This is a genomic window from Brachybacterium halotolerans subsp. kimchii (genome assembly GCF_020792675.1).
Lineage (GTDB): Bacteria > Actinomycetota > Actinomycetes > Actinomycetales > Dermabacteraceae > Brachybacterium > Brachybacterium halotolerans.
The window spans coordinates 1,664,396-1,689,957 of the sequence record NZ_CP086254.1 but is presented as its reverse complement, the minus strand read 5'-3'; the positions used below and the strand labels follow the sequence as shown (position 1 = coordinate 1,689,957).

21 protein-coding genes are annotated in these 25,562 nt (G+C 73.9%); 9 read left to right on the top strand and 12 right to left on the bottom strand.

Annotated features, from left to right (window positions below; all coding sequences use genetic code 11):
- Window positions 1-2 precede the first annotated feature (2 nt).
- The 6 genes from Bra3105_RS07785 to hemE all read right to left on the bottom strand — a co-directional run bounded on the left by Bra3105_RS07785 (window position 3) and on the right by hemE (window position 6,773).
- Complete coding sequence (locus Bra3105_RS07785; protein ID WP_228359314.1) at window positions 3-902, bottom strand: uroporphyrinogen-III synthase; 900 nt, start codon at window positions 900-902, stop codon at window positions 3-5.
- A complete protein-coding gene (gene hemC, locus Bra3105_RS07780; protein WP_228359313.1) occupies window positions 899-1,954 on the bottom strand; it encodes a hydroxymethylbilane synthase in 1,056 nt (351 codons plus the stop codon). Before hemC ends, Bra3105_RS07785 begins: the two co-directional genes overlap by 4 nt.
- Complete coding sequence (locus tag Bra3105_RS07775) at window positions 1,951-3,246, bottom strand: ferrochelatase (RefSeq protein ID WP_228359312.1); 1,296 nt, start codon at window positions 3,244-3,246, stop codon at window positions 1,951-1,953. The genes hemC and Bra3105_RS07775 overlap by 4 nt, the downstream gene beginning before the upstream one ends.
- Before the next feature lie 76 nt (window positions 3,247-3,322).
- On the bottom strand, window positions 3,323-4,060 hold the full coding sequence (gene hemQ, locus Bra3105_RS07770) for a hydrogen peroxide-dependent heme synthase (RefSeq protein ID WP_228359311.1): 738 nt from the start codon (window positions 4,058-4,060) through the stop codon (window positions 3,323-3,325).
- Window positions 4,057-5,598 (bottom strand): protoporphyrinogen/coproporphyrinogen oxidase, encoded by a 1,542-nt coding sequence (locus Bra3105_RS07765; RefSeq protein ID WP_228359310.1) that lies wholly within the window; start codon window positions 5,596-5,598, stop codon window positions 4,057-4,059. Before Bra3105_RS07765 ends, hemQ begins: the two co-directional genes overlap by 4 nt.
- Window positions 5,595-6,773 carry a uroporphyrinogen decarboxylase gene (gene hemE, locus Bra3105_RS07760; RefSeq protein WP_407650903.1) on the bottom strand — a complete coding sequence of 393 codons (1,179 nt, stop codon included), beginning with the start codon at window positions 6,771-6,773 and terminating at the stop codon, window positions 5,595-5,597. Before hemE ends, Bra3105_RS07765 begins: the two co-directional genes overlap by 4 nt.
- 143 nt (window positions 6,774-6,916) lie before the next feature.
- Here hemE and Bra3105_RS07755 point away from each other — a divergent pair, with 143 nt between their 5' ends.
- Genes Bra3105_RS07755 through Bra3105_RS07745 form a run of 3 tightly spaced genes read left to right on the top strand, consistent with a single transcriptional unit; the run spans window position 6,917 to window position 9,396 of the window.
- Window positions 6,917-8,512, top strand: a complete 1,596-nt coding sequence (locus Bra3105_RS07755) for a glutamyl-tRNA reductase (protein WP_228359308.1) — start codon at window positions 6,917-6,919, stop codon at window positions 8,510-8,512.
- Between the two features lie 30 nt (window positions 8,513-8,542).
- Window positions 8,543-8,830 carry a hypothetical protein gene (locus tag Bra3105_RS07750; RefSeq protein WP_228359307.1) on the top strand — a complete coding sequence of 96 codons (288 nt, stop codon included), beginning with the start codon at window positions 8,543-8,545 and terminating at the stop codon, window positions 8,828-8,830.
- A gap of 35 nt (window positions 8,831-8,865) precedes the next feature.
- A complete protein-coding gene (locus Bra3105_RS07745; protein ID WP_228359306.1) occupies window positions 8,866-9,396 on the top strand; it encodes a GNAT family N-acetyltransferase in 531 nt (176 codons plus the stop codon).
- Here Bra3105_RS07745 and Bra3105_RS07740 read toward each other — a convergent pair.
- Window positions 9,368-10,057, bottom strand: a complete 690-nt coding sequence (locus Bra3105_RS07740; RefSeq protein WP_228359305.1) for an HAD family hydrolase — start codon at window positions 10,055-10,057, stop codon at window positions 9,368-9,370. The genes Bra3105_RS07745 and Bra3105_RS07740 overlap by 29 nt on opposite strands.
- A 250-nt stretch (window positions 10,058-10,307) precedes the next feature.
- Between Bra3105_RS07740 and folP the strand changes: the two genes are divergently transcribed.
- Window positions 10,308-11,189, top strand: a complete 882-nt coding sequence (folP, locus tag Bra3105_RS07735) for a dihydropteroate synthase (protein ID WP_228359304.1) — start codon at window positions 10,308-10,310, stop codon at window positions 11,187-11,189.
- Window positions 11,190-11,304: 115 nt separating this feature from the next.
- Here the strand turns inward: folP and Bra3105_RS07730 are convergent, their stop codons facing one another.
- Complete coding sequence (locus Bra3105_RS07730) at window positions 11,305-11,514, bottom strand: hypervirulence associated TUDOR domain-containing protein (protein ID WP_228359303.1); 210 nt, start codon at window positions 11,512-11,514, stop codon at window positions 11,305-11,307.
- Window positions 11,515-11,645: 131 nt separating this feature from the next.
- Here Bra3105_RS07730 and Bra3105_RS07725 point away from each other — a divergent pair, with 131 nt between their 5' ends.
- On the top strand, window positions 11,646-12,362 hold the full coding sequence (locus Bra3105_RS07725) for a hypothetical protein (protein ID WP_228359302.1): 717 nt from the start codon (window positions 11,646-11,648) through the stop codon (window positions 12,360-12,362).
- Between the two features lie 18 nt (window positions 12,363-12,380).
- Here Bra3105_RS07725 and Bra3105_RS07720 read toward each other — a convergent pair whose 3' ends face one another.
- From Bra3105_RS07720 to Bra3105_RS07705, 4 genes are all read right to left on the bottom strand, one after another.
- On the bottom strand, window positions 12,381-13,490 hold the full coding sequence (locus Bra3105_RS07720) for a Gfo/Idh/MocA family protein (RefSeq protein WP_228359301.1): 1,110 nt from the start codon (window positions 13,488-13,490) through the stop codon (window positions 12,381-12,383).
- A 215-nt stretch (window positions 13,491-13,705) separates the two neighbouring features.
- Window positions 13,706-15,076: a M18 family aminopeptidase gene (locus Bra3105_RS07715; RefSeq protein WP_228359300.1), complete on the bottom strand. Its 1,371-nt coding sequence runs from the start codon at window positions 15,074-15,076 to the stop codon at window positions 13,706-13,708.
- A gap of 111 nt (window positions 15,077-15,187) precedes the next feature.
- Window positions 15,188-18,322, bottom strand: coding sequence for an SGNH hydrolase domain-containing protein (locus Bra3105_RS07710; RefSeq protein ID WP_228359299.1), 3,135 nt, complete (start codon window positions 18,320-18,322; stop codon window positions 15,188-15,190).
- A 159-nt stretch (window positions 18,323-18,481) separates the two neighbouring features.
- Window positions 18,482-20,587 (bottom strand): DUF6541 family protein, encoded by a 2,106-nt coding sequence (locus Bra3105_RS07705; protein ID WP_228359298.1) that lies wholly within the window; start codon window positions 20,585-20,587, stop codon window positions 18,482-18,484.
- 208 nt (window positions 20,588-20,795) lie between these two features.
- On the opposite strand from Bra3105_RS07705, the gene rfbA reads away from it, so the two are divergent.
- Genes rfbA through tgt form a run of 4 tightly spaced genes read left to right on the top strand, consistent with a single transcriptional unit; the run spans window position 20,796 to window position 25,522 of the window.
- Window positions 20,796-21,692, top strand: a complete 897-nt coding sequence (gene rfbA, locus Bra3105_RS07700; RefSeq protein ID WP_228359297.1) for a glucose-1-phosphate thymidylyltransferase RfbA — start codon at window positions 20,796-20,798, stop codon at window positions 21,690-21,692.
- On the top strand, window positions 21,692-22,705 hold the full coding sequence (gene rfbB, locus Bra3105_RS07695) for a dTDP-glucose 4,6-dehydratase (RefSeq protein ID WP_228359296.1): 1,014 nt from the start codon (window positions 21,692-21,694) through the stop codon (window positions 22,703-22,705). The genes rfbA and rfbB overlap by 1 nt, the downstream gene beginning before the upstream one ends.
- The gene (locus Bra3105_RS07690; RefSeq protein ID WP_228359295.1) at window positions 22,702-24,126 is read left to right on the top strand and encodes a sugar nucleotide-binding protein; all 1,425 of its coding nucleotides are present in this window, start codon (window positions 22,702-22,704) and stop codon (window positions 24,124-24,126) included. Before rfbB ends, Bra3105_RS07690 begins: the two co-directional genes overlap by 4 nt.
- A 28-nt stretch (window positions 24,127-24,154) precedes the next feature.
- Complete coding sequence (tgt, locus tag Bra3105_RS07685) at window positions 24,155-25,522, top strand: tRNA guanosine(34) transglycosylase Tgt (RefSeq protein ID WP_228359294.1); 1,368 nt, start codon at window positions 24,155-24,157, stop codon at window positions 25,520-25,522.
- Window positions 25,523-25,562 lie beyond the last annotated feature (40 nt).

Below are 25,562 nucleotides of genomic sequence, written 5' to 3'. Positions count from 1 at the left end.
TGTCACTCCTTCGGGGCGGCGGGGCTTGTCGAGCTGGTGGGACCGATTGAGCTGGTGGGGCTGGTGGTTGGGAGAGCGGTGGTCTCGGGCGCGAGCGCGAGGTGCACGGCACGCGCAAGCGACGGGGCGTCGGGGTGCTCGGCGCGCGCGTCGACCTGGAGTCCGGCGCTGAGAGCGGCCTCCTCGGTGGGGCGGCCGATGACGACGACGGCGGTGCGCGGGTGCACGCCGATCTGGGCGGCGCGGCGGGCGATCATCGAGCTGGTCAGCACGATCGCGTCGAAGCCGCCGCCGGGCAGGTCGCGCTCGACCTCCGCGGGCAGGGGCGCGTGCTCCGGGTGGTAGGCGTCGACCTGCTCGACGTGCATGCCGGCGCCCTCGAGGCCTTCGCGGACGGTCGGGGCGGCGGCCGACGAGGCCGGGAGCAGCACGCGGGGTGCGGGAGCAGGTGCGGAGACGGGCCCGGGAGCGGTCGGGTCCGAGTCCGAGTCTGAGTCCGGGTCCAGCTCCGGACGCGCGTCCGGCGAGCCCACGGCCTCCCGACGGCGGCGCACCGCCTCGACGAGCGCCGCACCGGACCCCTCGGCGACCAGGTCGACCTCGAGGCCGGCCTCGTGCAGGGCGCGGGCGGTCGCGCCGCCGACGGCGACGACCTCGGTGCCCTCGGGCACCTGCAGACCGACGGCGACGAGCGAGCGCACGGTCGCGGGGCTGGTGATGACCAGCAGGTCGTACTCGCCGCGGGCGAGGCGGTCGAGGGCGGGGGCGAGGTCCGCGGCGGGTGCGGGCTCGATCCGGACGAAGGGCGCGCGCACCACGTCGTAGCCGGCGATCTCGAGGAGGTCGGTCAGGTCGTCCCCGCGCCCCTCGGGGCGGGGGAGGAGGACGCGGTCCCTGCTCACGATGCGGCGTCGCCCCCTGCGGCGCTCAGCACACGGGCGGCGCCGGCCTCGAGGAGGTCTGCGGCGAGGTCCTGCCCGAGGCGCACCGCGTCGGCCTCGAGTGCTGCGGGGTCGGCGAGGTCGACGGGCGTGCTGCGGGTGCCCTCGAAGACCTGGGTGCCGTCCTCGGAGATCGCGAGGCCGCGCAGGGTGAGCACGGGCCCCTCGGAGGCGTCGTCGGCGCCGTCCGAGCTCGAGCCCGCGTCCGCGCCCGCGACCGTGCCGAGGGCGCCGACGGGTGCCGAGCAGCCGGCCTCGAGGGTGCGCAGCAGGGAGCGCTCGGCGGCGACGGCCGCGCGGGTCGGGGCGTGGTCGGCCGCGCGCATGCCGGACTCGAACCAGGCGCCGGCGGAGGTCTCGGCGCACTCGACGGCCAGCGCGCCCTGCGCGGGCGCGGGCAGCAGCACGTCGGGGTTCAGCAGCTCGCTGATCACCTCGCTGCGGCCCAGGCGCAGCAGGCCGGCGGCGGCGAGCACCACGGCGTCGAGGTCCGCGTCCTCGCCGAGCGCGCGGGCGAGCCGCGTCTCGACGTTCCCGCGGATGCCCACGACCTCGAGGTCGGGGCGGGCGCGGCGCAGCTGGGCGGCGCGGCGCGGGGATCCGGTGCCGACCTTCGCGCCCTGCGGGAGCGTCTCGAGGGTCAGGCCGTCGCGGGCGCAGAGGGCGTCGCGGGGGTCCTCGCGCTCGGGCACGCAGGCCATCACGATGCCGGGGACGGGGGCGGTGGGCAGGTCCTTCGCGGAGTGGACGACGGCGTCGACCTCCCCGCCCAGCAGGGCCTCGCGCACCGCGGTGACGAACACGCCGGTGCCGCCGATCTGCGCGAGAGGGCTGGTGCGGTCGACGTCCCCGTGGGTCCGCACGCGCACGAGCTCGACGCGGTCCTCGCCCGCGACACGTCCGGCGATCTGGCCGGACTGGGCGAGGGCGAGGTCGGAACCGCGGGTGCCGACGCGCAGCACGGGGGCTGCGCCGTCGGGCACGGGGTTCGCGCCGGGCTGCTCGGCGCTCACGCCGGCACCTCGGAGCCCGCGCGGGACTGCTCGGCGTGCGCGGCCTGCTCCTCGGCGATGAGCGCGCGCATGTGCTCGTCGGCCTGCATGGCGAGGGCGATCTGCTCGACCGTGTCCAGGGGCGTGCCCTCCATGGGGACGGGGCGGGCGTGCGCCGAGCCGTTCAGGCAGCACAGGGCGCCGCAGGTGTCCTCGACGACGCCGAAGTCGGTGACCGCGCGGGGGCTGTGGCCGGGCTCGACGTGCTCGCGCACGAGGTCCACGAGGCCCTCGACGAAGCGCTCGTCGGTCCCGGATGTCGCGACGCGCGTGAACGCCAGGCCGAGCTCCTCGGCGGTCTCGGCGGCCTCGGTGTCGAGGTCCCAGACGACCTCGACGTGGTCGGTGACGAAGCCGATCGGGACCACGATCACCGCGTCGGCCTCGTCGTGCTCGCGGATCTCCTGCAGGCGGTCGTTGATGTCGGGCTCGAGCCACGGCACGTGCGGGGCGCCCGAGCGGGACTGGTAGACGAGCTCCCAGTCGGGCACGGCGATCGCCGGGTCTGCGCCGGCCGACGCGCCGTCGGGCCCCCCGAGCTGCTCCATCACCCAGCGGCACGCCGCGAGGTGCTGGGCGACGTACCAGCCGCCGACGTCGCCCGCCGACGGGTCCTGCGCGTCCTTCTCGGCGGGGCCGGAGGCGCTGGACATGACGTGCGGGATGGAGTGCGTGGAGAACAGCACCCGGGTGCGGGAGGCGTCGTGGCCGGCCTCCCGCATCTGCGTGATCGCCGCGCGGACTCCGTCGCGCACGGGCTCGAGGAAGCCGGGGTGGTCGAAGTAGGCGCGGATCTTCTGGATCTCCATCCGACCCACGAGATCGTTCGCGACCAGCGCCTTCGCGTAGTCCTCGCGGTACTGGCGGCACGAGGAGTAGGAGGAGTAGGCGCTCGTGGCGACCGCGAGCACCCGGCGGTGCCCGTCGGCGCTGATCCGCCCGACCACGTCGCTCGTGAACGGCGCCCAGTTGCGGTTCCCCCAGTAGACCGGCAGGTCGATGCCGGCCGCGGCCAGCGCCCGCTCGAAGCGGGCGATGAGGTCGCGGTTCTGGTCGTTGATGGGGGAGCGCCCGCCCAGCTTGCGGTAGTGCTCGCCGACGACCTCGAGCCGCTCGTCCGGGATCCCGCGCCCGCGGGTGACGTTGCGCAGGAACGGCACCACGTCCTCCTGCTGCTCCGGCCCGCCGAAGGAGGCGAACAGGATCGCGTCGTACGGGGCGTCGTCGGGGAGGGGAACGGGGTTCTCGGTCATGGTGACCTCCGGGTCGCAGTCGATGCTCCGGCGGGGCGGCCGGGGCGGAAGGGAATCGGGTGGGTGCGGGACGGGATCAGACGAGGATGCCGGCGACGTCGTCGGCCGAGGCCAGGCGACGGCCCACGTGGAAGGGCAGCTCGTCGCGCACGTGCAGACGGGCGCCGGTGTAGCGCAGGGCGCGCATCATGTCGACGAGGTCGTGGAGGTCGTCGGACTCGAAGGACAGCAGCCACTCCCAGTCGCCGAGCGCGAACGCGGCGACGGTGTTCGCGTGGACCTGCGGGTAGGTGCGGCCCAGCGTGCCGTGCTCGATGAGCATGTCGCGGCGCTCCTCGTCGGGCAGCAGGTACCACTCGTAGGAGCGGGTGAAGGGGTAGACCGTGACCCACTGCTGCGGGGTGCGCGAGGGGGAGAGGAAGGCCGGGGCGTGGGAGCGGGAGAACTCGGCCTCGCGGTGCACGCCGACGCCCGACCACGAGCGCGCCAGGCCCTCGGCGGCGCGCGTGCGCTCGAAGCGGCGCAGGGCGTCCTGCAGGGCCTCGGGGGTCTCGGCGTGCATCCACAGCATCAGATCGGACTCGGCGCGGAACAGCGAGGCGTCGTAGATGCCGCGCACCACGGTGCCCTCGGCCTCGATCGCGGCCACGACCTTCTCGATCTCCGCCGCGACCTGCTCGCGCGGGGCGTCGGCCGCCTCGACGCGCGTGAAGACCGTGTACGAGGTGTACCGGACCGTCTCGCCGCCGGTGGGGGCCGACGGGGCGGTCTCGGCGGGGGCCGACGGGGTCTGGTGGGTGTCTTCGCTGCTCATGATGTCCTTCCATCGTGTCGGACGAGGGCGTCGAGCCCCGTCCCGGCGCGCCATGCGCCGGTCAGCTCCAGCGGCAGCCCAGCGCTGCCGAGGATGCGGTCGAGGTCTTCGAGGGCGGCGCGGTGGCCCGGGCGGGCCTGCCGCATGGTGCGCCGCCAGGTGACGGTGCGCGCGGCCCGCAGCTGCTCGCGCGTGAGCGCGCTGCCGAGGATCGCGGAGGCGTCGGCGAGGGCGAGGTCGGTGACCTGCTCGTCGGTGAGGGCGTCGTCCCCGGGCAGCACCTCGCCGGGGCGTCCGTAGGACAGGCGCAGCACGTGGGCGTGCGGTCCGAAGCGCTCGCGCGCGGCCCGCTCGACATGCTCCCACTTCGCGCTCGCGTGGGTCAGGCCCTTCGCGCGGATCCCGCGGGTGCCCGGCGCGACCAGCGCTCCCGTGCCCGAGGGGAAGGCGTCGAGCTCGGGGGCGTCGAGCGCCAGCAGCACGAGGCGGACGGCGACGGCGGGGCTCGGCGGGATCGCGCGGGCGACCTCCGCGAGGCCGTAGTTGGCGTCCGCATCGGCACCGGCGCCAGTGCCGACGCCGGTGCCGGTGCCAGTGCTGGCATCGGAACCGTCGGCCTCCGCGGCCCCGTTCCCGAGCAGCAGGTCGCGCGCGGTGCCGGGATCGGTCGCGATCACGAGGTGGTCGGCCGCGAGGGTGCCGGTGTGAGCGCCCTCGAGGCGGACCTGCCAGGCCGCGTCGGGATCGTCCGGCTGGATCTCGGCCGCGTCGGTGCCACCGCGCCGTACGCCGACCGCGCGGGTGCCGCTGAGCATCGTGCCGCCGTGGGACAGCAGGTCATCGGCCAGAGCCCCGGGCAGCAGCGCCATCGTCGGATCGAGCGCGCGCACCGCGGTGCCCGCGGAGGCATGGGGCTGCGGGCGCAGGCGGCGCACGGCCGCGGCGAGGGACCCGGTCTCGCGCACGGTCTCCTCGAGGCGCGGCAGCACGCTCGCGAGCTCGAGGGTGTGCGGATCGGCCGAGTGCACGCCGCCGATGATCGGGGCGACCAGGCGCTCCGCGACGCGTGCGCCCATGCGGCGCCGCACGTACTCGGCGAAGCTCACGCCGTCGACGAAGCCGAAGGAGGCGGGCAGGAGGCGCTCGGCCCAGGCGCGCAGCGCGCCCGTCGTGCCGAGCGCCGCGCGGACCTCGCGGGACAGCGGGTCGCCCGGGATGCCCAGCAGGCCGCCGGGCGGGGAGACGAGCGCGCCGGCGTCGGAGACCACGCGGGAGCCGAGCCCTGCGCGGGGGCTCACGACGCGCTCGCCGAGGCCGAGGCCGAGGTCGCTGAGCAGTGCGTCGACCGCGCCGGAGCCGGTGCCGTAGGCCTCGGCGCCGGCGTTCACGACGACTCCGCCCAGGTCGACGCCGCGCACGGCACCGCCCACGTCCTCACGGCGCTCGACGAGGGTGACGCGGGCCCCGCCGCGCGCATGCCGGCGCGCGGCCAGGAGCCCGGCGATACCTCCGCCGAGGACGAGGACACGGGTGCTCACAGCGCGTCGGCCTCCCGAGTGCTCAGGGTGCTCGGGGCCTGGCCCGTCGAGGACGGTTCGCAGGCTGCCGAGGACTGCTCGTGGAGGTAGGCGACGAGGTCGGTGAGGACCCCGGGATCGGTGTCGGGCGGGACGCCGTGGCCGAGGTTCACCACGTGACCGGGCGCGGAGGCGCCGCGGGCGAGGACCGCATCGGCCTCTGCATAGCGGGCGTCGGCCCCGGTGAACAGCACGGCGGGGTCGATGTTCCCCTGCACGGGCACGTCGCCACCGAGGAGGTCGATGGCCTGGTCGAGGGCGATGCGGTGGTCGACGCCCATCGTGGTCGCGCCGGCCGCGTGCATCTCGCGCAGCAGGTGGCTCGCGCCCACGCCGAAGTGGATCCGCGGCACGTCGAGGTCGGCGACGGCGTCGAGCACGGCCGCCGAGTGCCGCTGGACGTGGAACAGGTAGGTCTCGGCCGAGAGCGCGCCCACCCAGGAGTCGAACAGCTGCACGGCCTGGGCGCCCGCGGTGACCTGGGCGCGCAGGAAGCGGCCCGAGAGCTCCGCGACCCAGGCCGCGAGGCGGTCCCAGGCGGCGGGGTCCTCGCGCATGAGGGCGCGGGTGCGCAGGTGGTCGCGGCTCGGTCCGCCCTCGACCATGTAGGAGGCGACGGTGAAGGGGGCGCCGCAGAAGCCGATGAGCGGGGTCGCGCCGAGCTCGGCCGTCACCAGGCGCACGGCCTCGCGGATCGGCTCGAGCGAGTCCTCGAGGGAGTCGTCGATCGGGGGCAGGGCGTCGATGTCGGCGACCGTGCGGATCGGGTGGTCGAAGACGGGGCCGCGGCCGGGGACGATCTCGACGGCGAGGCCGGCGATCTTCGCGGGCACGACGATGTCGGAGAAGAAGATGCCCGCGTCCACACGATGGCGGCGCACGGGCTGCAGGGTGATCTCGGCGGCGAGCTCGGGCATGAGGCAGGCCTCGAGCATGCCGGTGCCCTCGCGGGCCTCGCGGTACTCCGGGAGCGAGCGGCCGGCCTGGCGCATGAACCACACGGATGCGGGCGCCGCGGGGTCGACGGCTTCTCCACGCAGCCGACGCACCAGGGTCGGGGTGTCCTGCGCGGTGGCCTGCGGGGCCTGCGCAGTGCCCGGACGGGCGGCGGGGGCGGGGCTCATCTGATCTGACATCCTGTCGTGAAAAGTGGCTCTGACGTGCACGATCGCCGTGCTCTGCCATTGTGCCCCCAGCCCGTGGGCGGTCCGCGGGAGGAAGGTCCCGGGGTGGTCAACACCTCACCGGCCCGGCGGCGGCCCGGGCCTACCATGGAGTGATGCTCGCCGCCGTCCGTGCCACTCATGAGCACCTCGATCTCGGGGTGCTGGACGTGCTCACCCGCGATGCGGCCGACCTCCCCGAGGTCATCGAGAACCTCAATGCCGACGGGGGCCCGCTCGACGGCTGGGTCGTCATGTCCACGTGCAACCGCCTCGAGGTCTACCTCGACACCCAGCGCTTCCACGACGGGCTCGAGCTCGTCGTCGAGGCCGTGAGCGAGACCAGCGGCCTGGACGCCGAACTGGTCTCCGTGTGCTTCGAGACCGCGATGGGCGCGCCCGTCGCCGAGCACCTCTACGAGGTCACCGCGGGGCTGCGCTCCGTCGTCCTCGGCGAGGCGGAGATCGCCGGCCAGGTGCGCGCGGCCTTCGACGCCGCCCGCGGCGCCGGCCACACCACCGCGCAGCTCAACGACCTCTTCCAGATCGGCTTCCGCTTCGCCAAGCGGGTCGCCTCCCGCACCCCGGTGGGTGCGGCCGGCCGCTCGGGCGTCGCGATCGCGCTCGACCACGCCGTCGGCCTCATCGGGCCGTTGCAGGACAAGGACGTGCTGGTCATCGGCACCGGCGCCTATGCGCGCCTGGGCGTCGCCGACCTCACCCGCCGCGGCGCGGGCCGAGTGCGCGTGCACTCCGGCTCCGGGCGCGCCCTCGGGTTCGCCGAGCGCCACGGCATCGAGGCCATCCGCGCCGACCAGCTCGGGACCGCGATCCGCGAGGCGGACCTCGTGCTCGCCTGCTCCGGCCGCGGCACGAGCCTGTTCCCCGACCACTTCCGGGACGTCGGCCCCACGCTCATCCTCGATCTCGCCCTGCACTCCGACCTGCACCCCCTGGTGCGCCACCTGAACGACGTGCAGGTGCTCGACCTCTCCGACCTCACCATCGAGATCGACGAGGAGGCCGCCCCCGTGCTCGAGGCGGCCCGCCAGATCATCGCCGACGGCGTCGCCCAGTTCACCGCCCGCCAGGAGTACCGCCGCGTCGACCCGGCGATGGCCGCGCTGCGCCGCTCGCTGGGCGAGGCGACCGACTCCGAGGTCGCGCGGCTGCGCCGCGGCGGCAAGGGCGAGGAGGCCGACGACGTCGAGCGGTCGATCCGCCGCATCCTCGCCAAGGTCATGCACTCGCCCACGGCCCGCGCCCGCGAGCTCGCCGAGCAGGGCGACGCGGACAAGTTCGTGCAGGCCTTCCACACCATCTTCGGCGTCGACCTCGGGGAGGCCGACGCCCCCGCCGAGGGCGACCACCTCGCGAGCCCCTGGGTGCGGCTGGACCGCACCGTTCCGCCCGAGGCCGTGCGCGAGGGCGCCCTGCTGACGGGGGAGACGCCCGGTGCGCCGGCCGACGCCGCGTCGGCCGGTTCCGCGTCAACGGGTCACGCATCGACGGCCGCCGCGTCGGGGGCCGACGGGACGGCAGCAGGAGAGGGGGCCGCTCCTGCCGCGCCGACCGCCGACACCATGAAGGCGCTCGCGAGACTCGCGCGCATGGGCGTGCAGGAGAACGTGCGCCAGAATCCCTCGGCCTGCCCCCTCACGCCCGCCCAGCAGCAGGCGTTCCTCGAGCAGGTCGGCCACGGCCGGTCCTGACCCGTCGCATCCCCTGAACCGGAGGACCCGATGACCACGCCGAGTCCCACCACGGCCGAGCTCTACCCGCGCCTCGCGGCCATGCTCACCGGCCCCGACGCCCCGAACGCCTTCGACGACGCCGTCATCGACGTGCGCGCCGCCCTCGCGATCGCCTGCGCCCGCGAGGGCCGCGCCGAGGACGCCGCCCTGCAGGTCGAGGAGCTCGTGAAGGACTGCCGCCGCGAGCTCACCGAGGACGATCCGCGCACCGCCCGCGCCGAGGAGGCGAAGGCGGAGGTGTGGCGCCTCATCGAGAGCGTCGGCGAGAAGGGCTGAGGCCGGGGACGGTGGGGGCCGCGGAGGAGTCGGAGATGCTCGGGACACCGCGCCTGCTGCTTCGGCCCGTCCGCCCTGAGGACGCCCGCGTGCACCGCACGCTCTGGACCGAGCGGGATGCGCGGGTGCCCGCGCATCGCAGGATCGACGCCCAGGGGCGCCCGACGCTCGCCGAGATCACCGCGGACCTCTCGCGCTCGGCGAACGCCGTGCTGGGAGCAGGTGGCTCACCGACGCACGAGGCGCTGGGGCTGCTCACGGTGGAGAGGCGCCGCGAGGGCGACGCCATCGGGTACTGCGGCCTCATCGAGGAGGACGACGCCGAGGGACCGCAGATCGCTTACGAGCTCCTTCGCTCGACCCAGGGCAATGGATACGCGACCGAGGCGGCAGGGGAGGTCGTCCGCTGGGCGCGGCGCGCAGGCCATGATCGCCTGCGCGCGACGGTATGGGACTGGAACGTCTCCTCGCTGCGCGTGCTGGCGAAGCTCGGATTCGAGGACACGGGCACCGTCACCGCACGTTCCCCTCACGGCCTCACTCTCCTGCTGGCGATGCGACTCTGAACCCGCTCGCGTCGTCCGCGATGAGCTGGAGCACCTCGCGGGTGGTCTCCGCCTGCACGGTGGGCCGCCAGTCCCGTCCCTGCTCATCCCACGACCTGCCGTGGCGCACCCAGCCGGTCGAGAACCCCGCGGCGCGGCCGCCGGCGATGTCGGCCTCGGGATGATCGCCGACCATCCACACCGCTCCGGGCTCCGCAGCCGACCCGAGACGCTCGAGCGCCGCCTCGAAGATGGCGGCCGTCGGCTTCTTGACCCCGACCGATTCGGAGATCACGACGTGGTCGACGAGGTTGCCGATCCCCGTGAGGTCGAGCTTGCGGGACTGCTGCTCGGTGCGTCCGTTGGTGACCACCACGGTCGGGATGCCGGCCCCGCGCAGGCGCTGTAGCTGCGAGACCACTCCGGGGTAGGGCTCGATGTAGGGGAGCTGGCCGCGCATCAGCTGCACCACGAGCTCCTCCGGGTCGGTGCTCAGGCTCAGCCTCTCGCGCAGTCCGTCGGCGAGCACGCGGCGGGGAGCGTAGCCGTGGGCATCGGCGGTGAGCAGCCAGTCCAGATCCTCGCGCTCCCCGCCCAGCTCCTCGACGAAGCCCTCCGCCCAGCGCGCGAAGCCGCCGTCGCGGTCGATGAGCGTGTTGTCGAGGTCGATCAGCAGCTGCATCCGTCGAGAGTACCGAGCACCCCCGGACACTTCGCGTAGAAGGAGGTCGGGTGACCCTCATATATGCACGTGACCCGACCTCCTGCTACGCGAAGTGCACGCCCTCGCCGGAGACCGCGCTCCGGGTGCCCTGTGATCGCCGTGCCCCGTGCTGTCGGGATCGCCCCGTAGAGTCGTGCCGAGCATGCGCCACCAGTGCGGATGCCACCAGCGCGGGCGGCGGGAAGCCGTCGGGGAGAGAGGACGTCGGATGGAGCCCGAGCACCGCGGGATGAGCGCCCTGGATCTCACGCATCGCGTGGCCGTGATGGCCGTCGTGAACCGGACCCCGGACTCCTTCTACGACAAGGGCCGCACCTTCGTCCTCGACCAGGCGGTCGCCAGCGCCGTGCGCGCCGTCGAGCGCGGCGCCGACTGGGTCGACATCGGCGGGGTGCCCTTCGGGCGCGGCCCCGCGGTCTCCGTCGAGGAGGAGATCGAGCGCGTGGTCCCGGTGATCGAGCGGCTCACCGCCGCCCATCCTCGGGTGATCGTCTCGGTCGACACGAACCGCGCCGCCGTCGCCCGAGCGGCCCTCGCGGCGGGCGCCGCGGTCATCAACGACACCAGCGGCCTGACCGACCCGGAGATGGCGCGCGTCGTCGCCGAGGGCGGCGCGCACGTGATCCTCTGCCACAGCGCCGGCAGGCCCCGCGAGGAGAAGCCCGCCGCGCACTACGAGGACGTGGTCGACGAGGTCCGCCACGCGCTGCTGGACCAGGTCGCGCGCGCCGAGGCGGCAGGGGTCCCTCGCGACCGGATCATCGTCGACCCCGGGCACGACCTCGACAAGAACACGCTCCACTCCCTGGAGATCACGCGCCGGCTCGAGGAGCTCACGCAGATCGGGCTGCCCCTGCTGGTCGCGGTCTCCAACAAGGACTTCATCGGCGAGTCGATCGACCGGCCGCAGGGGGAGCGCCTCGCGGGCTCGCTCGCCGCGATGACGGTGTGCATCCTCAAGGGCGCGCGGATCGTGCGCATGCACGACGTCCCCGAGACGGTGGACGCCGTGCGCATGACCGAGGCGATCCTGGGCCTGCGCGAGCCCGTGCGCCTCGAGCACAACATGCACCCGACCCACAACGTCTGAGCCGGCAGGCGCCGCGGGGGCTGCGGAAGATTCCACGAGCAGGGGCGGAGCCGCACCGCGCGGCCCCGTCGGACCGCCGTCTTCACCGCCCCGCCGTCACCGGCGCCCCGCCGGGTCACTCGATCTTCGTCAGAGCCCTGCCCTTGTGCATTGCGACGTGATCGGTCTTGTCGCTGCGGATCTCGTACTGGGGATCCTCGGGGCTGCAGTGCCGCGTGCGTCCCTTGAACTCGACGTCCTCCTCGTGGACGTCGGTGATCACGCCGGAGACCATGCCGGCCTCCGAGTTCCACTGCACGTGGTCGCCCTTCGCGAACTGCGTCATCGTGCGCCTCCCATCGGCCGGGGGACTCGACGGGGGTCCGACCCGAGTCCGACCCGGGTCCGATCGTCGGCCCCGATGCTCGTCCCCTCGGCGGATCCATCGTGCCACGCGGCGCCTGTACTCTCGGCGGCATGACGCTCGCGGGCCTGCTGACCTTCTTCGGCCTCGCCGTCGTCACCATGGACGTGCTGGGCGGCGTCATCGCCGCCACCTTCCTCGCGCGCGGGATGCGCCCGCTCCACCTGCTGTACTTCCTGGGCGGATACGCGGTCGCAGTGCTCGCGGTGACCCTCGTGCTGAAGCCGATCCTCGCCTTCGTCGGCCACTGGCTCGCGCCGGTCCTCGACTCCGGCACGCGGGTCTCGGTCATCCAGCTGGTCGTCGGGTGCGCGCTGCTCGGCTTCGCCGCCTACCAGTGCCGCAGCGCCCTGCGCCCGCGCCCGCCGAAGGACCACCACACGATCGACCAGGTGGGCTCGCTCGCCGTCGGCGGCCTGCTGCTCTCGCTGACCACGTTCGCCGACCCGACCTTCACGATCGCGGTGGGCCTGGCGATGCAGACCCACAGCCTGCTCGAGGAGATCGTGCTGCTGATCGCCTGGAACCTGATATACCAGCTGCCGCTGGTCACCGTCACCGTGCTCTCCCAGTTCGGCCTGCACACCCGGGTGCTGCGCGCCCTCGAGAACTTCTTCGGCCCGCGCCGACGGATCCTGCTGCTGATCTTCTCGGGGCTGCTGACCCTGGGCGGCCTCGTGGTCATCGTCGACGGGATCGTGGCGCTGACCAGCACGCATCACTCCTGGCTGCAGTCGCTCCTCCTGCTGCGCTCGGAGCATGCGGGCTGATCAGCCCCGGTTCCTGGATCAGTCGCCCAGGATCTCCCCGTTCTCGTCGAGGCGGACCTCGCGGCCCTGGCGCGCCGAGGCGTAGCAGGCGTCGACGATGCGGGCGCGGCTGAGGCCCACGCCGCCGTCGTGCTGCGACCAGGACGCCTCGTCGCGCACATGCTCGAGGAAGCGCTCGACCACGGCGCCGTGCCCGCGGCCCTCGGGCGCGGTGATCGGGGTGTCGATCGCGTCCTCGCCGTCGCCGGTGAAGAGCGTGAGCTCGCCCGAGGGCGCGTAGCCCTCGACCTTCAGGTCGGCGCCGCCGTCGGTGCCGTAGAGGGTGATGCCGAACTCGTCGGGAGTGGCGCGGTGGGTCGCCCAGCTGGTCTCGAGCATGATCGAGCCGCCGCCCTCGAGACGCAGCAGCGCGCTCGCGAGGTCCTCGACCTCGTAGGCGGAGTCGGCGCCGGACTTCGCCCCGCCGACGGCGCCGCCCAGGCCCCGCGGGCCCAGCTCGGCGTGGGTGACGGCGGAGACGGCGGTGACGCGCGGCTCGCCCATGATGTGCAGGGTCCAGTCGAGCACGTGCACGCCGAGGTCCACGAGAGGGCCGCCGCCGGACATCTCCGCGTTCGTGAACCAGCTGCCCAGCGCGGGGATCCCGGCGCGGCGCAGCCACATGGCGCGCGCGTGGTACGGACGGCCGACGGTGCCGTCCTCGACGGCCGCCGCGATCGCCTCGATGTCCCCGCGTCGACGGTGGTTGAAGACGACTTCGAGCACCCGGCCGGCCTCTCGGGCGGCGTCGACCATGGCCTGGCCCTCCTCGCCGGTCCGGGCGATGGGCTTCTCGCTGAGCACGTGGGCGCCCGCGCGCAGCGCACCGATCGCGATCGGCGCGTGCAGGAAGGTGGGGACGGCGACGCTGACCACGTCGAGATCGCCGCGGGCGACCATCGACTCCCAGTCGCGGTAGGTCGCCTCGATCCCGTAGCGCTCGGAGAGCTCGGCGCGGACGTCGTCCTCCATACCTGCGATCGCGACCAGCTCGACGCCGGGCGCGGCGTCGTAGGCGGCCATGTGCTGCTGGCCGGCCCAGCCGATGCCGACGACGCCGGCGCGGATCGGGGTGTTCTGAGAGGTCATGGGGGGAGGCCCTTCCGTCGGCGCTGACAGGCGACCCGGAATCCTCGCTCCGGCGGCGGGACGCCCCGGTGCGAGGAGTTGATTTCGGGTCTATAGATAAGTGCGGTGACGACCTTATCACCGCGTCAGCGCTCTCATCGTGGCGAGCTGCGCAGCTCCTCGAGCGCCCGCTGGTACTGGCCGGGGGTGCGGCCCACCAGCGGGCTCGCAGCCCGTCAGCCCCGCAGGAACTCCTCGCACGCCCGCGAGAGGTGCAGCGGATCGGCGACGGCGCACATCTCGCGGGCCGAGTGCATCGAGAGCAGGGTGATGCCCACGTCGATCGTGGTCATGCCCAGTCGGGTCGCGGTGATCGGGCCGATGGTGGATCCGCAGGGCATCGCGTTGTTCGAGACGAACGCCTGCAGGGGCACGCCCGCGCGCTCGCAGGCCTCGGTGAGCGCCGCGGTGCCCACGGCGTCGGTCGCATAGCGCTGGTTGGCGTTGATCTTGAGGATCGGCCCGGCGCCCAGGCGCGGACGGTTCACGGGGTCGTGGCGCTCGGGGTAGTTCGGGTGGGCGGCGTGGCCGGCGTCGGCCGAGAGCACCATCGAGCCCGCGAGCGCCCGGCGCCGCGAGGCCTCGTCCCCGTCGAGCGCCGCGTGCACGCGCACCAGCACGTCCTCGAGGAACGGCCCGGCGGCGCCCGAGCGGGACGCCGAGCCCACCTCCTCGTGGTCGTTGGCGACCATGAGGGCGATCGGGCGCTCGCCCTCGGCCGCCCCTGCGCCCGCTCCCGCGCCGGAGCCCGCTCCCGCGTCGGCGTCGGTCCCCGCGCCGCCCGCGAGCCGCACGAGCGCCTCGACCTCGGCGTGCACGGAGGAGAGGTTGTCCAGGCGGCCCGAGGCCAGGAACTCCTCGTGGGCGCCGAAGAAGCCGGGCGCCTGCGCGTCGGCGGTGACCACGTCGGTCCCCAGGATCTCCGCGCGCTGCACGCCCGCGCGCTCGGCGAGCAGGCCCAGCACGTCGACCTCGCCCAGGCCCAGGATCGGCTGCATGTGCTTCTGCGGGTTCAGCGTGAGGCCGTCGGCGTTCACCCCGCGGTCCAGGTGCACGGCGAGCTGCGGGACCCGCAGCAGCGGACCGGTCGCGACCAGCACCTCGCGGCCGCCGCGCAGCACCAGCCGCCCGGCCAGGCGCAGCTCGCGATCCAGCCAGGAGTTCAGCAGCGCCCCGCCGTAGACCTCGACGCCCACCTGCGCGATCGTCTCCGCGGCGAGCTGCGGGTCGGGCTTCACCTTGAGCGCGGGGGAGTCGGTGTGCGAGCCGACGATCCGGAAGGCAGTCTCTTCTGACGCCTCCGCGGGCGCGGACCAGGCGATGAGCGAGCCGTCGCGCAGCACGTAGCGGTCCCCGCGCACCGCGTCCCCGTCCCACTGCTCCGTCTCGTCCAGCGCCGTGAATCCCGCGGCCTCGAGGCGCCGGGCCGCTTCGCGCACGGCGTGGAAGCTGGAGGGGGAGGCGGTGACGAAGGAGCCCAGGTCGGTCGCGAAATCGCGGGCCTCGTCGGTGGGGTGGACGGCGGATTCGGCAGGTGCGGAGGTCATGGCCTCATCGTTCCACAGCGGCAGAGGGCGCGACGGCGGCTTCGGCCCGTCCATTCTCTCCTGCCCGTCCCGACTCGTCTCGTCGGCCCGGTCCCGTCTCGTCGGCCCGGATCAGCCGGCGTCGGACGGCTCGGTCTGCGGGGCCTCCGCGTCGGGGTCCTTCATCGCGAGCGTCGCGTCGATCTGCTTCTCGAACCAGTCGTCCATGGTGCGGGAGAAGGCGTCGGTCAGGTGGTAGCTGTCGCGGTAGACGAACACGTTACCGATGATCGGCGAGCAGCGGCCCTTCGGGCACAGCACGTCGGTCGCGGGGTCGGCGATGCGGATCGGCGCGTACGGATCGTCGCTCGCCCGATGGGCCGACGGGTTCTCGGCATCCATCCGGTTCCTCATGTCGTCGCCGCACTCGGCGTCGGCCTGCGCCGCGTCGCCGCCCTCTCGCAGCACGTCGAAGGCACAGTCGAAGCGGTTGCCGGACTCTTCCTTCTTGGGCCAGCGCGGGTTGTCGCGCAGCAGGAGCACGGGGATGCCCCGCTCGGTGGTCAGCGGGAGCGCGCTGTCGAGGTTCTTGCGGTCGGCCTCGGAGTCCGATCCGCCGTCGAAGGAGGTGCGGGTGCCCATCGTGATCAGCACGTCCGGGTCGACGCCGTCGATGAGGGTCTCCCAGGAGGTGTTGACGTCCTTGCACTGGTTGGTGGCCGGGTCGGTGGTGAAGGTGCAGCCGCTGTGGCCGATGTAGTAGACCGCCCAGTTCCTCTCCTTCGCGATCTGCAGGATCGCGCCCGTGTACTGGCCGGCGTGGGAGTCGCCTGCGAGCGCGACAGTGAGGTCGGGGTCGCCGTCGGGCGCGGGGGTATATCGGCAGGTGACGGTGCCCGGGAGGTCCAGCTTCTTCTGGCAGTCCTCGGCGTAGGTGTGCTCGGAGGGCTCGGTGACGACGTCGGGCGAGGGGATGGTGGTGCCGAACCCGTCGGTCATGGGGTCCACGGTCCACTGCGCGCCCGGGTTCGGGACGGTGGGCGCGGCCGGGCCCCCGTCGCTCGCGCCGTCATCGTCCTGCGAGCCCTGGGCGACGGTGAGCGATCGCTCGCCGACGGCGGGGAAGACGGCCTGGGAGCCGACGAGCACCACGACGAGGCTCACCGCGACCGCCGCGAGGGCCCTGCGCGGCCGCGCATCGAGCCAGGCCGAACGGCGGATGGGGGTGTCGACGAGACGCGTGAGCAGCCACGCGATCAGCAGGGACACGGCGAGCACCCCGGCGCCGTCGAGCGCCCCGGCGCGCTCCTGCCCGGTGAGGGCGAGCCAGCCGATGAGCAGCGGCCAATGCGCGAGGTAGAGGGCGTAGGCGATCGACCCGAGGAAGGCGACCGGGCGCAGCGAGAGGAACGCGTCGGCGCCCCAGGCACGGCCCGAGCGTCCGGCGAGGATCACCAGGCCCGCCGCGGCGAGAGGCCAGATCGCGATCCAGCCGGGGAACATGCCCTGCACGTCCAGCAGCGCCCCGCACGAGAGCAGCGCCGCGAGACCGACCCAGCCGATCACCGCGCGCGCCGCGGCGAAGCGCGGTGGGGCAGCGTTCGAGGTCGTCGCGCCCGTCGCCCGGTCGATCCGCGGCAGCATCAGCCCCAGCAGAGAGCCCAGCGCGAACTCCCACAGCCTGGCCGCGGTGTCGAAGTAGGCGAAGGTCTGGTTCGACGCCGTGGAGACGATCGACCACACCAGTGAGATCACGATGACCAGCGAGAACATGCCTGCCATCAGCCAGCGCGGGTGGGCGCGCAGCGCGGGCAGGCGGCGGATCAGCACGGCGCCGAGCGCGAACAGCAGCGGCCAGAGGAGGAAGATCTGCCCCTGGATCGACATCGACCAGAAGTGCTGCAGCGGGGAGGCGGCCGCGGCGTCGTGCGCGTAGTAGTCGACGCTGTCCGCCGCGAGCACGTAGTTCTGCACGTACAGGGCGCTCGCCCACGCCTGACGCTGCACGGTCGCCCAGATCGTCGGCGGCAGCACCGTGAACGCGAGGACCAGCGACCCCAGGATCGTCACGACCGCGGGCGGCAGCAGGCGCTTGAACGTCTTCAGCCAGTAGCGGGGCACCGCGAGCGGACGGCCCGACTCGAGGCGCCGCGCGAACGATCCCGTGAGCAGGAAGGCCGAGATGAACAGGAAGACGTCGACGCCGCCGGAGACCCGCCCGAACCAGATGTGGTAGACCGCGACCAGCAGGATCGCGATCGCGCGCAGCCCGTGGATCTCGACCCGGAACGGGACCGAGAGGCCCGGCTCCGAGGGGCGTGGCGACGGAGCAGCAGGCGCTTCGGTCGACGGGGCGGCCGGAGCCTCGGTCGGCAGAGAGGCCGGAGCCTCGGTCGACGGGGCGGTTGGCGTCTCGGTCGGCAGTGCGGCGGGGGCGGGTGCATCGGCCGACGGGTCGGTGGGAGCGGGCTCGACGGGCCGAGGCGCCGGTGACTCCGGGGGAGCTGCGGGCGCGGCGGGTGCTGTGCGTTCCGCGGGCGCCGCAGGTGCCGGGTGCGTGCGTCCGCGGGTGGCGCGGTCGAGATCGGCGTGGGAGGGGAGCGGTCGCGCGTCGGGCGCGGTCGGCTCGGCGCGGGGCACCGTGGTCCACGCATCGTGGACGTCGTCGTCGGCGGGCTCGGCTGGCTCAGCGGGGCGCGGATCCGCGCGCGGGATCTCGGCGGTGTCGTCCGCCGCTGGCGCTGCATCCTCGGCGGTCGCCCGAGCCTCAATCCCGACGTGCTCGGTCCCGATGTGCCCGGCCCCGTCGTCCCCGGTCGCTTCGTCCCTGGTCCTGTCGTCCCCGTCGTCCGCGGTCCCCTCGAACTCGACGGGATACCCGAGATCGGTCGAAGCATCGCCGGGCTCGAGCCAGGCGTCCAGGGATTCGGGATGGACGTGCGCATAGGCGGCGCGAGCGGGGGTGCGCTCGGCGGGCCCCTCCTCGGACGCGGCGGCGGGCGTCTTGGCGTCCGACGAGGCGGGAGCATCGGGCGGCGGCTCCTCGAGACGTCGGGCGCGGCGGCCGTGGCGGCGAGCGGGCGGGGGAGTGGCCGCGCTCTGCGCGGCGGCGGTGCTCGGGTCCGGCGACGCGTCCCGCTCGGCCGGGTCGGGGAGTCGCCCGTCGGCCCGTGGGGTCTCCGAGGCGGCCGGCGGCGTCTCGTCACGAGGGGTGCCGCGGCGACGGCCGTGGGCGCGCGGCGCCGACCGCGCGTCGTCGTCCGACATCCGTCCCCCTTCGTCAGCTCGTCAGCGCACCCGTCCGTCGCCGCATGCATGCGGAGGCGAGCGCACAGATCCTATCGTCAGCGCGCACGGCGCCCCGGGGCGAGCACCGCCTCGCACGCCCGGGGCGGCTGCGCGGTCCGTCGGCCGCCGATCCGGGTCTCAGCCGTCGCCGGTGAGCTCCATCCGCCCGTCGGACCCGCGGCACGGGCGCAGCTCCCACAGCGCAGCCTTCCCCACCCGGTGCAGCTCGATCGCGCTGCCGTTGCGCGCGGCGTCCTCGGGACCGCGGTTCGGGCTGCGCTTGCGCCAGAGCGCACCCTCCGTGGAGGTGAAGACGTAGCGGGCGTCCTGCCGCGCGGCGGCGTCGCACACCGCGGGGTCGCTGTCGATCCTGCCGAGTCCCCGCAGCAGCAGGCGGTCGTCCTCGCTCAGGGCCGAGGCGGGCGTCGGGGCGAGGACGCGGCGGTCCTCGAGCGCCCACAGCAGCGAGCCGCCGTCCCAGGGATCCGCGATGATCGTCGCGTGCGGCGGCACCAGGGCATCGGCCTGCGCGAACACGGCGAGCTCGTCGGCGGAGACGACCTGCGGGATCTTCCAGTAGCGGGCCATCAGGGCGTCCTCGTGCTGCGACGCGGAGGAGAGGACGGCGGGGACGAGGAGGCCCAGGACGCAGACCGCGACCATGACGGCCGACGCGGGGGACCCGGCGGTGGGCGCACGATGCCCGGGGCGACCGGTCCGCGCCGACGCTCGGGCGAGCACGACGCCCGCCGCGCGGGCGAGCACGTCGATCGCGACGGCCAGCACAGGGATGCCGAGCACCGGGATCAGGGCCGCCGGCCGATAGCTGTCGATGTACCAGGGACCGGTGAGCAGGTAGCGGATGTCGCGGTCGCCGAAGGCCGCCGCCGCCACGAACAGGAAGGTGGTCGCCAGCAGCGGCGGCAGCATCCAGCGCGAGCGGGAGAGCACGAGCACCACGAGCATCGCGAGGCCCATGAGCAGGGCCGGCAGCACCCCGGGCGGCACGTGCGCGCCGGACATCCCCAGCCCCGCCCGGAGCGCCTCCTCGATGTGCATGTGCGCAGGCCAGGCCGACGCCCGGCGCGAGGGGCGCAGCTGCGTCCAGGCGAACGGGATGAGGGCGATGAGCACGAGCGAGGCGCCGCAGGCGAACAGGGGGAAGCGCCGGCGGAGGTCGCGCCCGTCGACCCGCCTCCGACCGCGCACCCACGCGATGATCCCGCCGACCGTCGCCCACAGCGCCATCGGCGCGACCAGCACCAGCGAGGCGTGCAGGCCCTGCGGGTGCGCCCAGAGCACGGCGCACGCCGCCACCGGGGCCGCGATCACCAGCTGCAGCGGGCGCAGGTGCTCGCGGGTGCGCGGGGCGAGGCCGAGCGCCTGCGCCGCCACCAGCACCACCGTCGGGAGCATCGCGGTGGACAGGAAGTTCGGCAGCAGCAGGCCCCAGGTCATGAGCGCGAGCGGGAACGCGAAGGACGCGCCCGTGAGCGCGCCCGCCGCGCACAGGCCGGCCGGGCCCACGCGCGTGCACCCGGCGACCAGGGCCACGATCCCGATCGGCCACACCACGGCCCCGACCAGCAGCATCAGCGCGTTCGAGGCGAGCGGGAGGGACTGGCCGGAGGTCATCACCACGAGGCTCGCCAGCTGGTGCCAGCCCGCCGGGTAGAAGCCGCTGCGCCCCTCGGGGAGGTTGAGCGTCGAGACCACCGCGGCGGAGGCGTCGTGGGCGTCGAGGATCGCGCGCACACCGCCCAGATGGAAGATGTTGTCGTAGGTCTGGCTGATCGCGTCGATGCCGCCCATGCCGTGCAGCGCCCGCACCGCGATCACGGCGCCGCCGATCAGCAGCCCGAGCAGCCCGGCGAGAGTCCGGGCGCGCGGCGAGCCGTCCGTCGGGGCCGGCGGGGTGGAAGGGGCCGACGGGCCGTCCCCGTCATCTGCGCCACGCGAGGACACTCCTCGGGACGTCGTCCGCCCCGCTCGCGCAGGGATCCTGCGCGTCGCGAGGACGAGCGCACCGGCGATCAGGCCCACGACCACGGGCGTCACGAGGGACCACGCCCAGCCCAGCGCATGGGAGCCCTCGGCCGAGACGGCGACGACCACGAGCGAGGCCGGGGCGAGCAGGGCGGCGCCGGTGAGCGGACGCGGCCGGAGGGCGACCACGAGCGGCAGCCCCGGGACCACGAGCACCCCGAGCGCAGCGGCGAACGCGGCGATCACGGCCAGCGACATGCGGACTCCTCGACACGGTCCGATGGGGAGGGGCGGCGCGGGCCGCTCGGGCGAGCTCACCATGCCACACGCGCGCGCCCCGGATCGCCCCGGTCCGGGGCCGCGTCCGTCCCGCCCGCTCGTCGTCCCTCTCGATAGCATCCGGACAGGGGCATCAGGGCGCGCCCCCGCGCCCCACCCGCGTCGACACCCTCAGGAGCGTGCACCCATGCGCGGCATCATCCTCGCCGGAGGCACCGGATCGCGTCTGCATCCGCTGACCCTGGGCGTCTCCAAGCAGCTGCTGCCGGTGTACGACAAGCCGATGATCCACTACCCGCTGAGCACCCTGATGCTCGCCGGAATCCGCGACATCCTCATCATCACCACGCCCCACGACCAGGAGTCCTTCCGGACGCTGCTGGGCGACGGCTCGCGCTTCGGGATCCGCCTCGAGTACGCCGTGCAGCCCGCGCCCGACGGCCTCGCGCAGGCGCTCGTCATCGGCGAGGATTTCCTGGACGGTGGCCCCGCCGCACTGGTCCTGGGCGACAACCTCTTCTTCGGCCAGGGCATGGGCACGCAGCTGCGCCGCTTCGCCGACGTCGACGGCGCCGCGGTCTTCGGGTACTGGGTGAAGGACCCGCGCGCCTACGGCGTGGTCGAGGTCGGGGCCGACGGGCGCGCCCTCTCCCTCGAGGAGAAGCCGGTCCGTCCCCGCTCGAACCTCGCGATCCCCGGCCTGTACTTCTACGACGCCACCGCCTCGGAGCGTGCGAAGGCGCTGCGCCCGTCGGCCCGCGGCGAGCTCGAGATCACCGACCTGAACCGCTCGTACCTCGAGGACGGCGCGCTGCGCGTCGAGGTCCTCACCCGCGGCACCGCCTGGCTGGACACCGGCACCTTCGACGACCTCGCGGCCGCCGGCGAGTTCATCCGCACCGTCCAGAAGCGCCAGGGCCTGTTCATCGGTGCCCCCGAGGAGGTCGCCTGGCGCATGGGGTTCCTGTCCGACGACGAGCTGCGCGAGCGCGCCGAGCCCCTCGTGAAATCCGGCTACGGCGCCCACCTGCTCGACATCCTCGAGCGGGAGACCGCCCCCGCGTCCCCCGGAGGAGACCGCTGATGCCCCGCCACCTCCTCGTCACCGGCGGCGCCGGGTTCATCGGCTCGAACTTCGTGCACCACGTCATCGAGCGCACGGAGGACACCGTCACCGTGCTCGACAAGCTCACCTACGCGGGCAGCGCCGCCTCGCTCGCGGGCCTGCCCGAGGACAGGATGAGCCTGGTCCGCGGCGACATCGCCGACGCGGACGTGGTCGATGAGCTCGTCGGCTCCCTCACCGGCGAGGACGACGCGATCGTGCACTTCGCCGCCGAGTCCCACAACGACAACTCCCTGTCCGACCCCGCTCCCTTCGTCCGCACCAACCTCGTGGGCACCTTCACGCTGCTCGAGGCCGCCCGCCGCCACGGCGCCCGCCTCCACCACGTCTCGACCGACGAGGTCTACGGCGACCTCGCGCTCGAGGACCCGGCGCGCTTCACCGAGGCCACCGCCTACAACCCCTCGAGCCCGTACTCCTCGACGAAGGCCGGCAGCGACCTGCTGGTGCGCGCGTGGGTGCGGTCCTTCGGCGTGCGGGCGACGATCTCGAACTGCTCGAACAACTTCGGACCCCACCAGCACGTCGAGAAGTTCATCCCGCGCCAGATCACGAACCTCCTCGACGGCATCCGCCCGCGGCTGTACGGGGCGGGCGCGAACGTGCGCGACTGGATCCACGTCGAGGACCACTCCTCGGCCGTGCTGAGGATCCTGGAGGCGGGCCGCATCGGCGAGACGTACCTGATCGGGGCCGACGGGGAAGCCTCCAACCGGGAGGTCGTGGAGCAGATCCTGCATCTCATGGGCCGTGCACCGGACGACTACGACCTCGTCGCCGACCGGCCCGGGCACGACCTGCGCTACGCGATCGACGCGACGAAGCTGCGCGAGGAGCTGGGCTGGGAGCCGGTCTTCGCGGACTTCGCGAGCGGCCTCGCGCAGACCATCGACTGGTACCGGAACAACGAGGACTGGTGGCGCGGCCAGAAGGCCGCGACCGAGGCGAAGTACGCGGAGGCGGGACAGTGACGGGCACGGGCGAGCTCATCGTCTCCACCACGCCGATCCCGGGGCTGCTCGTGCTCGACCTGCCGCTGCCGGGCGATGCGCGCGGCTGGTTCAAGGAGAACTGGCAGCGCGAGAAGATGCTCGCCGCGGGCCTTCCGGACTTCGGCCCCGTGCAGAACAACATCTCCTTCAACCAGGAGGTCGGCGTCACCCGCGGCATCCACGCCGAGCCCTGGGACAAGTACGTCTCGGTGGCCACGGGCCGGGTGTTCGGAGCGTGGGTGGATCTGCGCGAGGGACCGACGTTCGGGACCGCCTACTGGCACGAGATCACCCCGGGCGTCGCGATCTTCGTGCCCCGCGGAGTCGGCAATGCCTTCCAGACGCTCGAGGCCCCCGCCGCCTACACCTACCTGGTCAACGACCACTGGTCGCAGGCCGCGCAGACCCAGTACACCTTCCTGCACCTGGCCGACGAGACCGCCGCGATCCCCTGGCCGATCCCCCTCGAGAAGGCCGTCCTCTCGGACAAGGACCGCTCCCATCCCCGCCTCGCGGACGTGGTCCCGGTGCCGCCCCGCCGCACCCTGGTCGTGGGCGCGAGCGGCCAGCTGGGCCGCGCCCTCGCCGCGCACTGGCAGGGCCGGGCCGACGTTGACCTGGTGGGCCGCGACCGCCTGGACATCGCCGACCCCGCCTCCGTCGGCGCCTTCGACCTCTCGCCCCACGGGGTCATCGTCAACGCCGCCGCGCACACCGCCGTCGACGCCGCCGAGACCCCCGAGGGCCGTCGGGAGGCGTGGGCGACGAACGTCGACGGCGTCGCGCGGCTCGTCGAGGCGGCACGACGGCACCGGGCGACGCTCGTGCACGTCTCAAGCGACTACGTGTTCGACGGCGCCGCGGAGGTCCACGACGAGGCGGAGCCGCTGAGCCCCCTGGGCGTCTACGGGCAGACGAAGGCCGCGGCCGACCGCCTCGTCCAGACCCTGCCCGAGCACTTCGTGCTGCGCACCAGCTGGGTCGTGGGGGAGGGGCGGAACTTCGTGCGCACCATGGCGGACCTCGCCGCGCGCGGCATCGACCCCGCGGTGGTCGACGACCAGGTGGGCCGGCTGACCTTCGCGAGCGAGCTCGCCCGCGCGATCGACCATCTGCTGACCATGCGTCCCGTGCCCGGGGTGTACGACGCGACGTGCGCGGGGGAGCCGTCCAGTTGGGCGGACATCGCCCGGCGCGTCTTCGCCCTCACCGGGCACGACCCCGCGCGCGTCCGCGGCGTCCCCACGGCGGAGTACTACGCCGCCCAGGGCCGCGCCGAGGGCGACGGCACGATCGCGCCCCGCCCTCGCAGCTCTGTGCTCTCCCTCGCCAGGATCGAGGCCACGGGCTTCACCCCGGCCGACCAGGACGCAGCCCTCGAGGAGTACCTGCGGGGCTGACCACAGCGCTGCGTGGGACACTGAGTGGGTGCCCAGCCCCATGACCTCCCCGTCGTCCGATCCCGCGCAGCAGGCTCCGTCGGCCCCGCACCCGGCCCCGGGCCCGCAGCCGGCCCCGCGCGCGGCGTCGGCCGCCCCGTCGGACCTCGCCCCGGACCGCAGCGGCTTCGCGATCACCGCGCGCCACGGCGAGAAGGCCCGCGCCGGCGTGATCCGCACCCCGCACGGGGACATCGCGACCCCGGCGTTCGTGCCCGTGGGCACCAAGGCGACCGTGAAGGCCGTGCTGCCGCAGGCCGTCGCCGACCTCGGCGCGCAGGCGGTGCTCGCCAACGCCTACCACCTCTACCTCCAGCCCGGCCACGACCTGGTCGACGAGGCCGGCGGCCTGGGCGCCTTCATGAACTGGCCCGGCCCCACGTATACCGACTCGGGCGGCTTCCAGGTGATGAGCCTGGGCGCGGGCTTCAAGAAGGTCCTCTCCAGCGAGTTCTCCGGCGGGGAGAAGGCCCGCACCGCGAGCGGCGAGGACGACGCCGTCGCCGAGGGCAAGGAGCGCCTCGCGCACGTCGACGACGACGGCGTCACCTTCCGCTCCTTCATCAACGGCGACGTCCACCGCTTCACGCCCGAGATCTCCATGCAGATCCAGCACGGGCTCGGCGCCGACATCATGTTCGCCTTCGACGAGCTCACCACGCTCATGAACTCCCGCCCCTACCAGGAGCAGGCGCTCGAGCGGACGCGGCTGTGGGCGATCCGCTGCCTCGCCGAGCACCGCCGTCTGACGATCGAGCGGGACACCAAGCCCTACCAGCAGCTGTGGGGCGTCATCCAGGGCGCCCAGTACGAGGACCTGCGCCGGAAGGCCTCCCGCGACCTCGGTGCGATGGAGGTCGACGACCAGGTCTTCGACGGCTTCGGCATCGGCGGCGCGCTCGAGAAGGAGAACCTCGGGACGATCGTCGGCTGGGTGACCGACGAGCTGCCCGAGGACCGCCCGCGGCACCTGCTGGGCATCAGCGAGGTCGACGACCTGTTCATTGCCGTGGCCGCCGGCGCCGACACCTTCGACTGCGTCTCGCCCTCCCGGGTCGCCCGCAACAGCGCCGTCTACACGCGCACGGGCCGGGTGAACCTCACCGGTTCGCGGTACAGGCGCCAGTTCGCGCCGATCGACGAGACCTGCGACTGCTTCACGTGCACGCACTACACCGCCGCGTACATCCACCACCTGTTCCGCGCCAAGGAGATCCTCTCGGCGACGCTCTGCACGATCCACAACGAGCGGTTCGTGGTGCGCCTGGTCGACGAGATCCGGGCGTCGATCGCGAGCGGCGACTTCGACGCCCTGCGCGAGGAGCGCACGGGCGCGTACTACGGCGAGGCGCGGTGAGCGGTCTCGCGGAGGCCGGCTGCTAACGGAGGGTGCGACG

What these genes read in the sequence shown, in the direction of transcription:
- Bra3105_RS07775 (WP_228359312.1), bottom strand. Translation starts at nt 3,246, where the DNA reads ATGACCGAGAACCCCGTTCCCCTCCCCGACGACGCCCCGTACGACGCG.
- hemQ (WP_228359311.1), bottom strand. Translation starts at nt 4,060, where the DNA reads ATGAGCAGCGAAGACACCCACCAGACCCCGTCGGCCCCCGCCGAGACC.
- hemE (WP_407650903.1), bottom strand. Translation starts at nt 6,773, where the DNA reads ATGTCAGATCAGATGAGCCCCGCCCCCGCCGCCCGTCCGGGCACTGCG.
- Bra3105_RS07755 (WP_228359308.1), top strand. Translation starts at nt 6,917, where the DNA reads ATGCTCGCCGCCGTCCGTGCCACTCATGAGCACCTCGATCTCGGGGTG.
- Bra3105_RS07750 (WP_228359307.1), top strand. Translation starts at nt 8,543, where the DNA reads ATGACCACGCCGAGTCCCACCACGGCCGAGCTCTACCCGCGCCTCGCG.
- Bra3105_RS07745 (WP_228359306.1), top strand. Translation starts at nt 8,866, where the DNA reads ATGCTCGGGACACCGCGCCTGCTGCTTCGGCCCGTCCGCCCTGAGGAC.
- Bra3105_RS07740 (WP_228359305.1), bottom strand. Translation starts at nt 10,057, where the DNA reads ATGCAGCTGCTGATCGACCTCGACAACACGCTCATCGACCGCGACGGC.
- folP (WP_228359304.1), top strand. Translation starts at nt 10,308, where the DNA reads ATGGAGCCCGAGCACCGCGGGATGAGCGCCCTGGATCTCACGCATCGC.
- Bra3105_RS07730 (WP_228359303.1), bottom strand. Translation starts at nt 11,514, where the DNA reads ATGACGCAGTTCGCGAAGGGCGACCACGTGCAGTGGAACTCGGAGGCC.
- Bra3105_RS07725 (WP_228359302.1), top strand. Translation starts at nt 11,646, where the DNA reads ATGACGCTCGCGGGCCTGCTGACCTTCTTCGGCCTCGCCGTCGTCACC.
- Bra3105_RS07720 (WP_228359301.1), bottom strand. Translation starts at nt 13,490, where the DNA reads ATGACCTCTCAGAACACCCCGATCCGCGCCGGCGTCGTCGGCATCGGC.
- Bra3105_RS07715 (WP_228359300.1), bottom strand. Translation starts at nt 15,076, where the DNA reads ATGACCTCCGCACCTGCCGAATCCGCCGTCCACCCCACCGACGAGGCC.
- Bra3105_RS07710 (WP_228359299.1), bottom strand. Translation starts at nt 18,322, where the DNA reads ATGTCGGACGACGACGCGCGGTCGGCGCCGCGCGCCCACGGCCGTCGC.
- Bra3105_RS07705 (WP_228359298.1), bottom strand. Translation starts at nt 20,587, where the DNA reads ATGTCGCTGGCCGTGATCGCCGCGTTCGCCGCTGCGCTCGGGGTGCTC.
- rfbA (WP_228359297.1), top strand. Translation starts at nt 20,796, where the DNA reads ATGCGCGGCATCATCCTCGCCGGAGGCACCGGATCGCGTCTGCATCCG.
- rfbB (WP_228359296.1), top strand. Translation starts at nt 21,692, where the DNA reads ATGCCCCGCCACCTCCTCGTCACCGGCGGCGCCGGGTTCATCGGCTCG.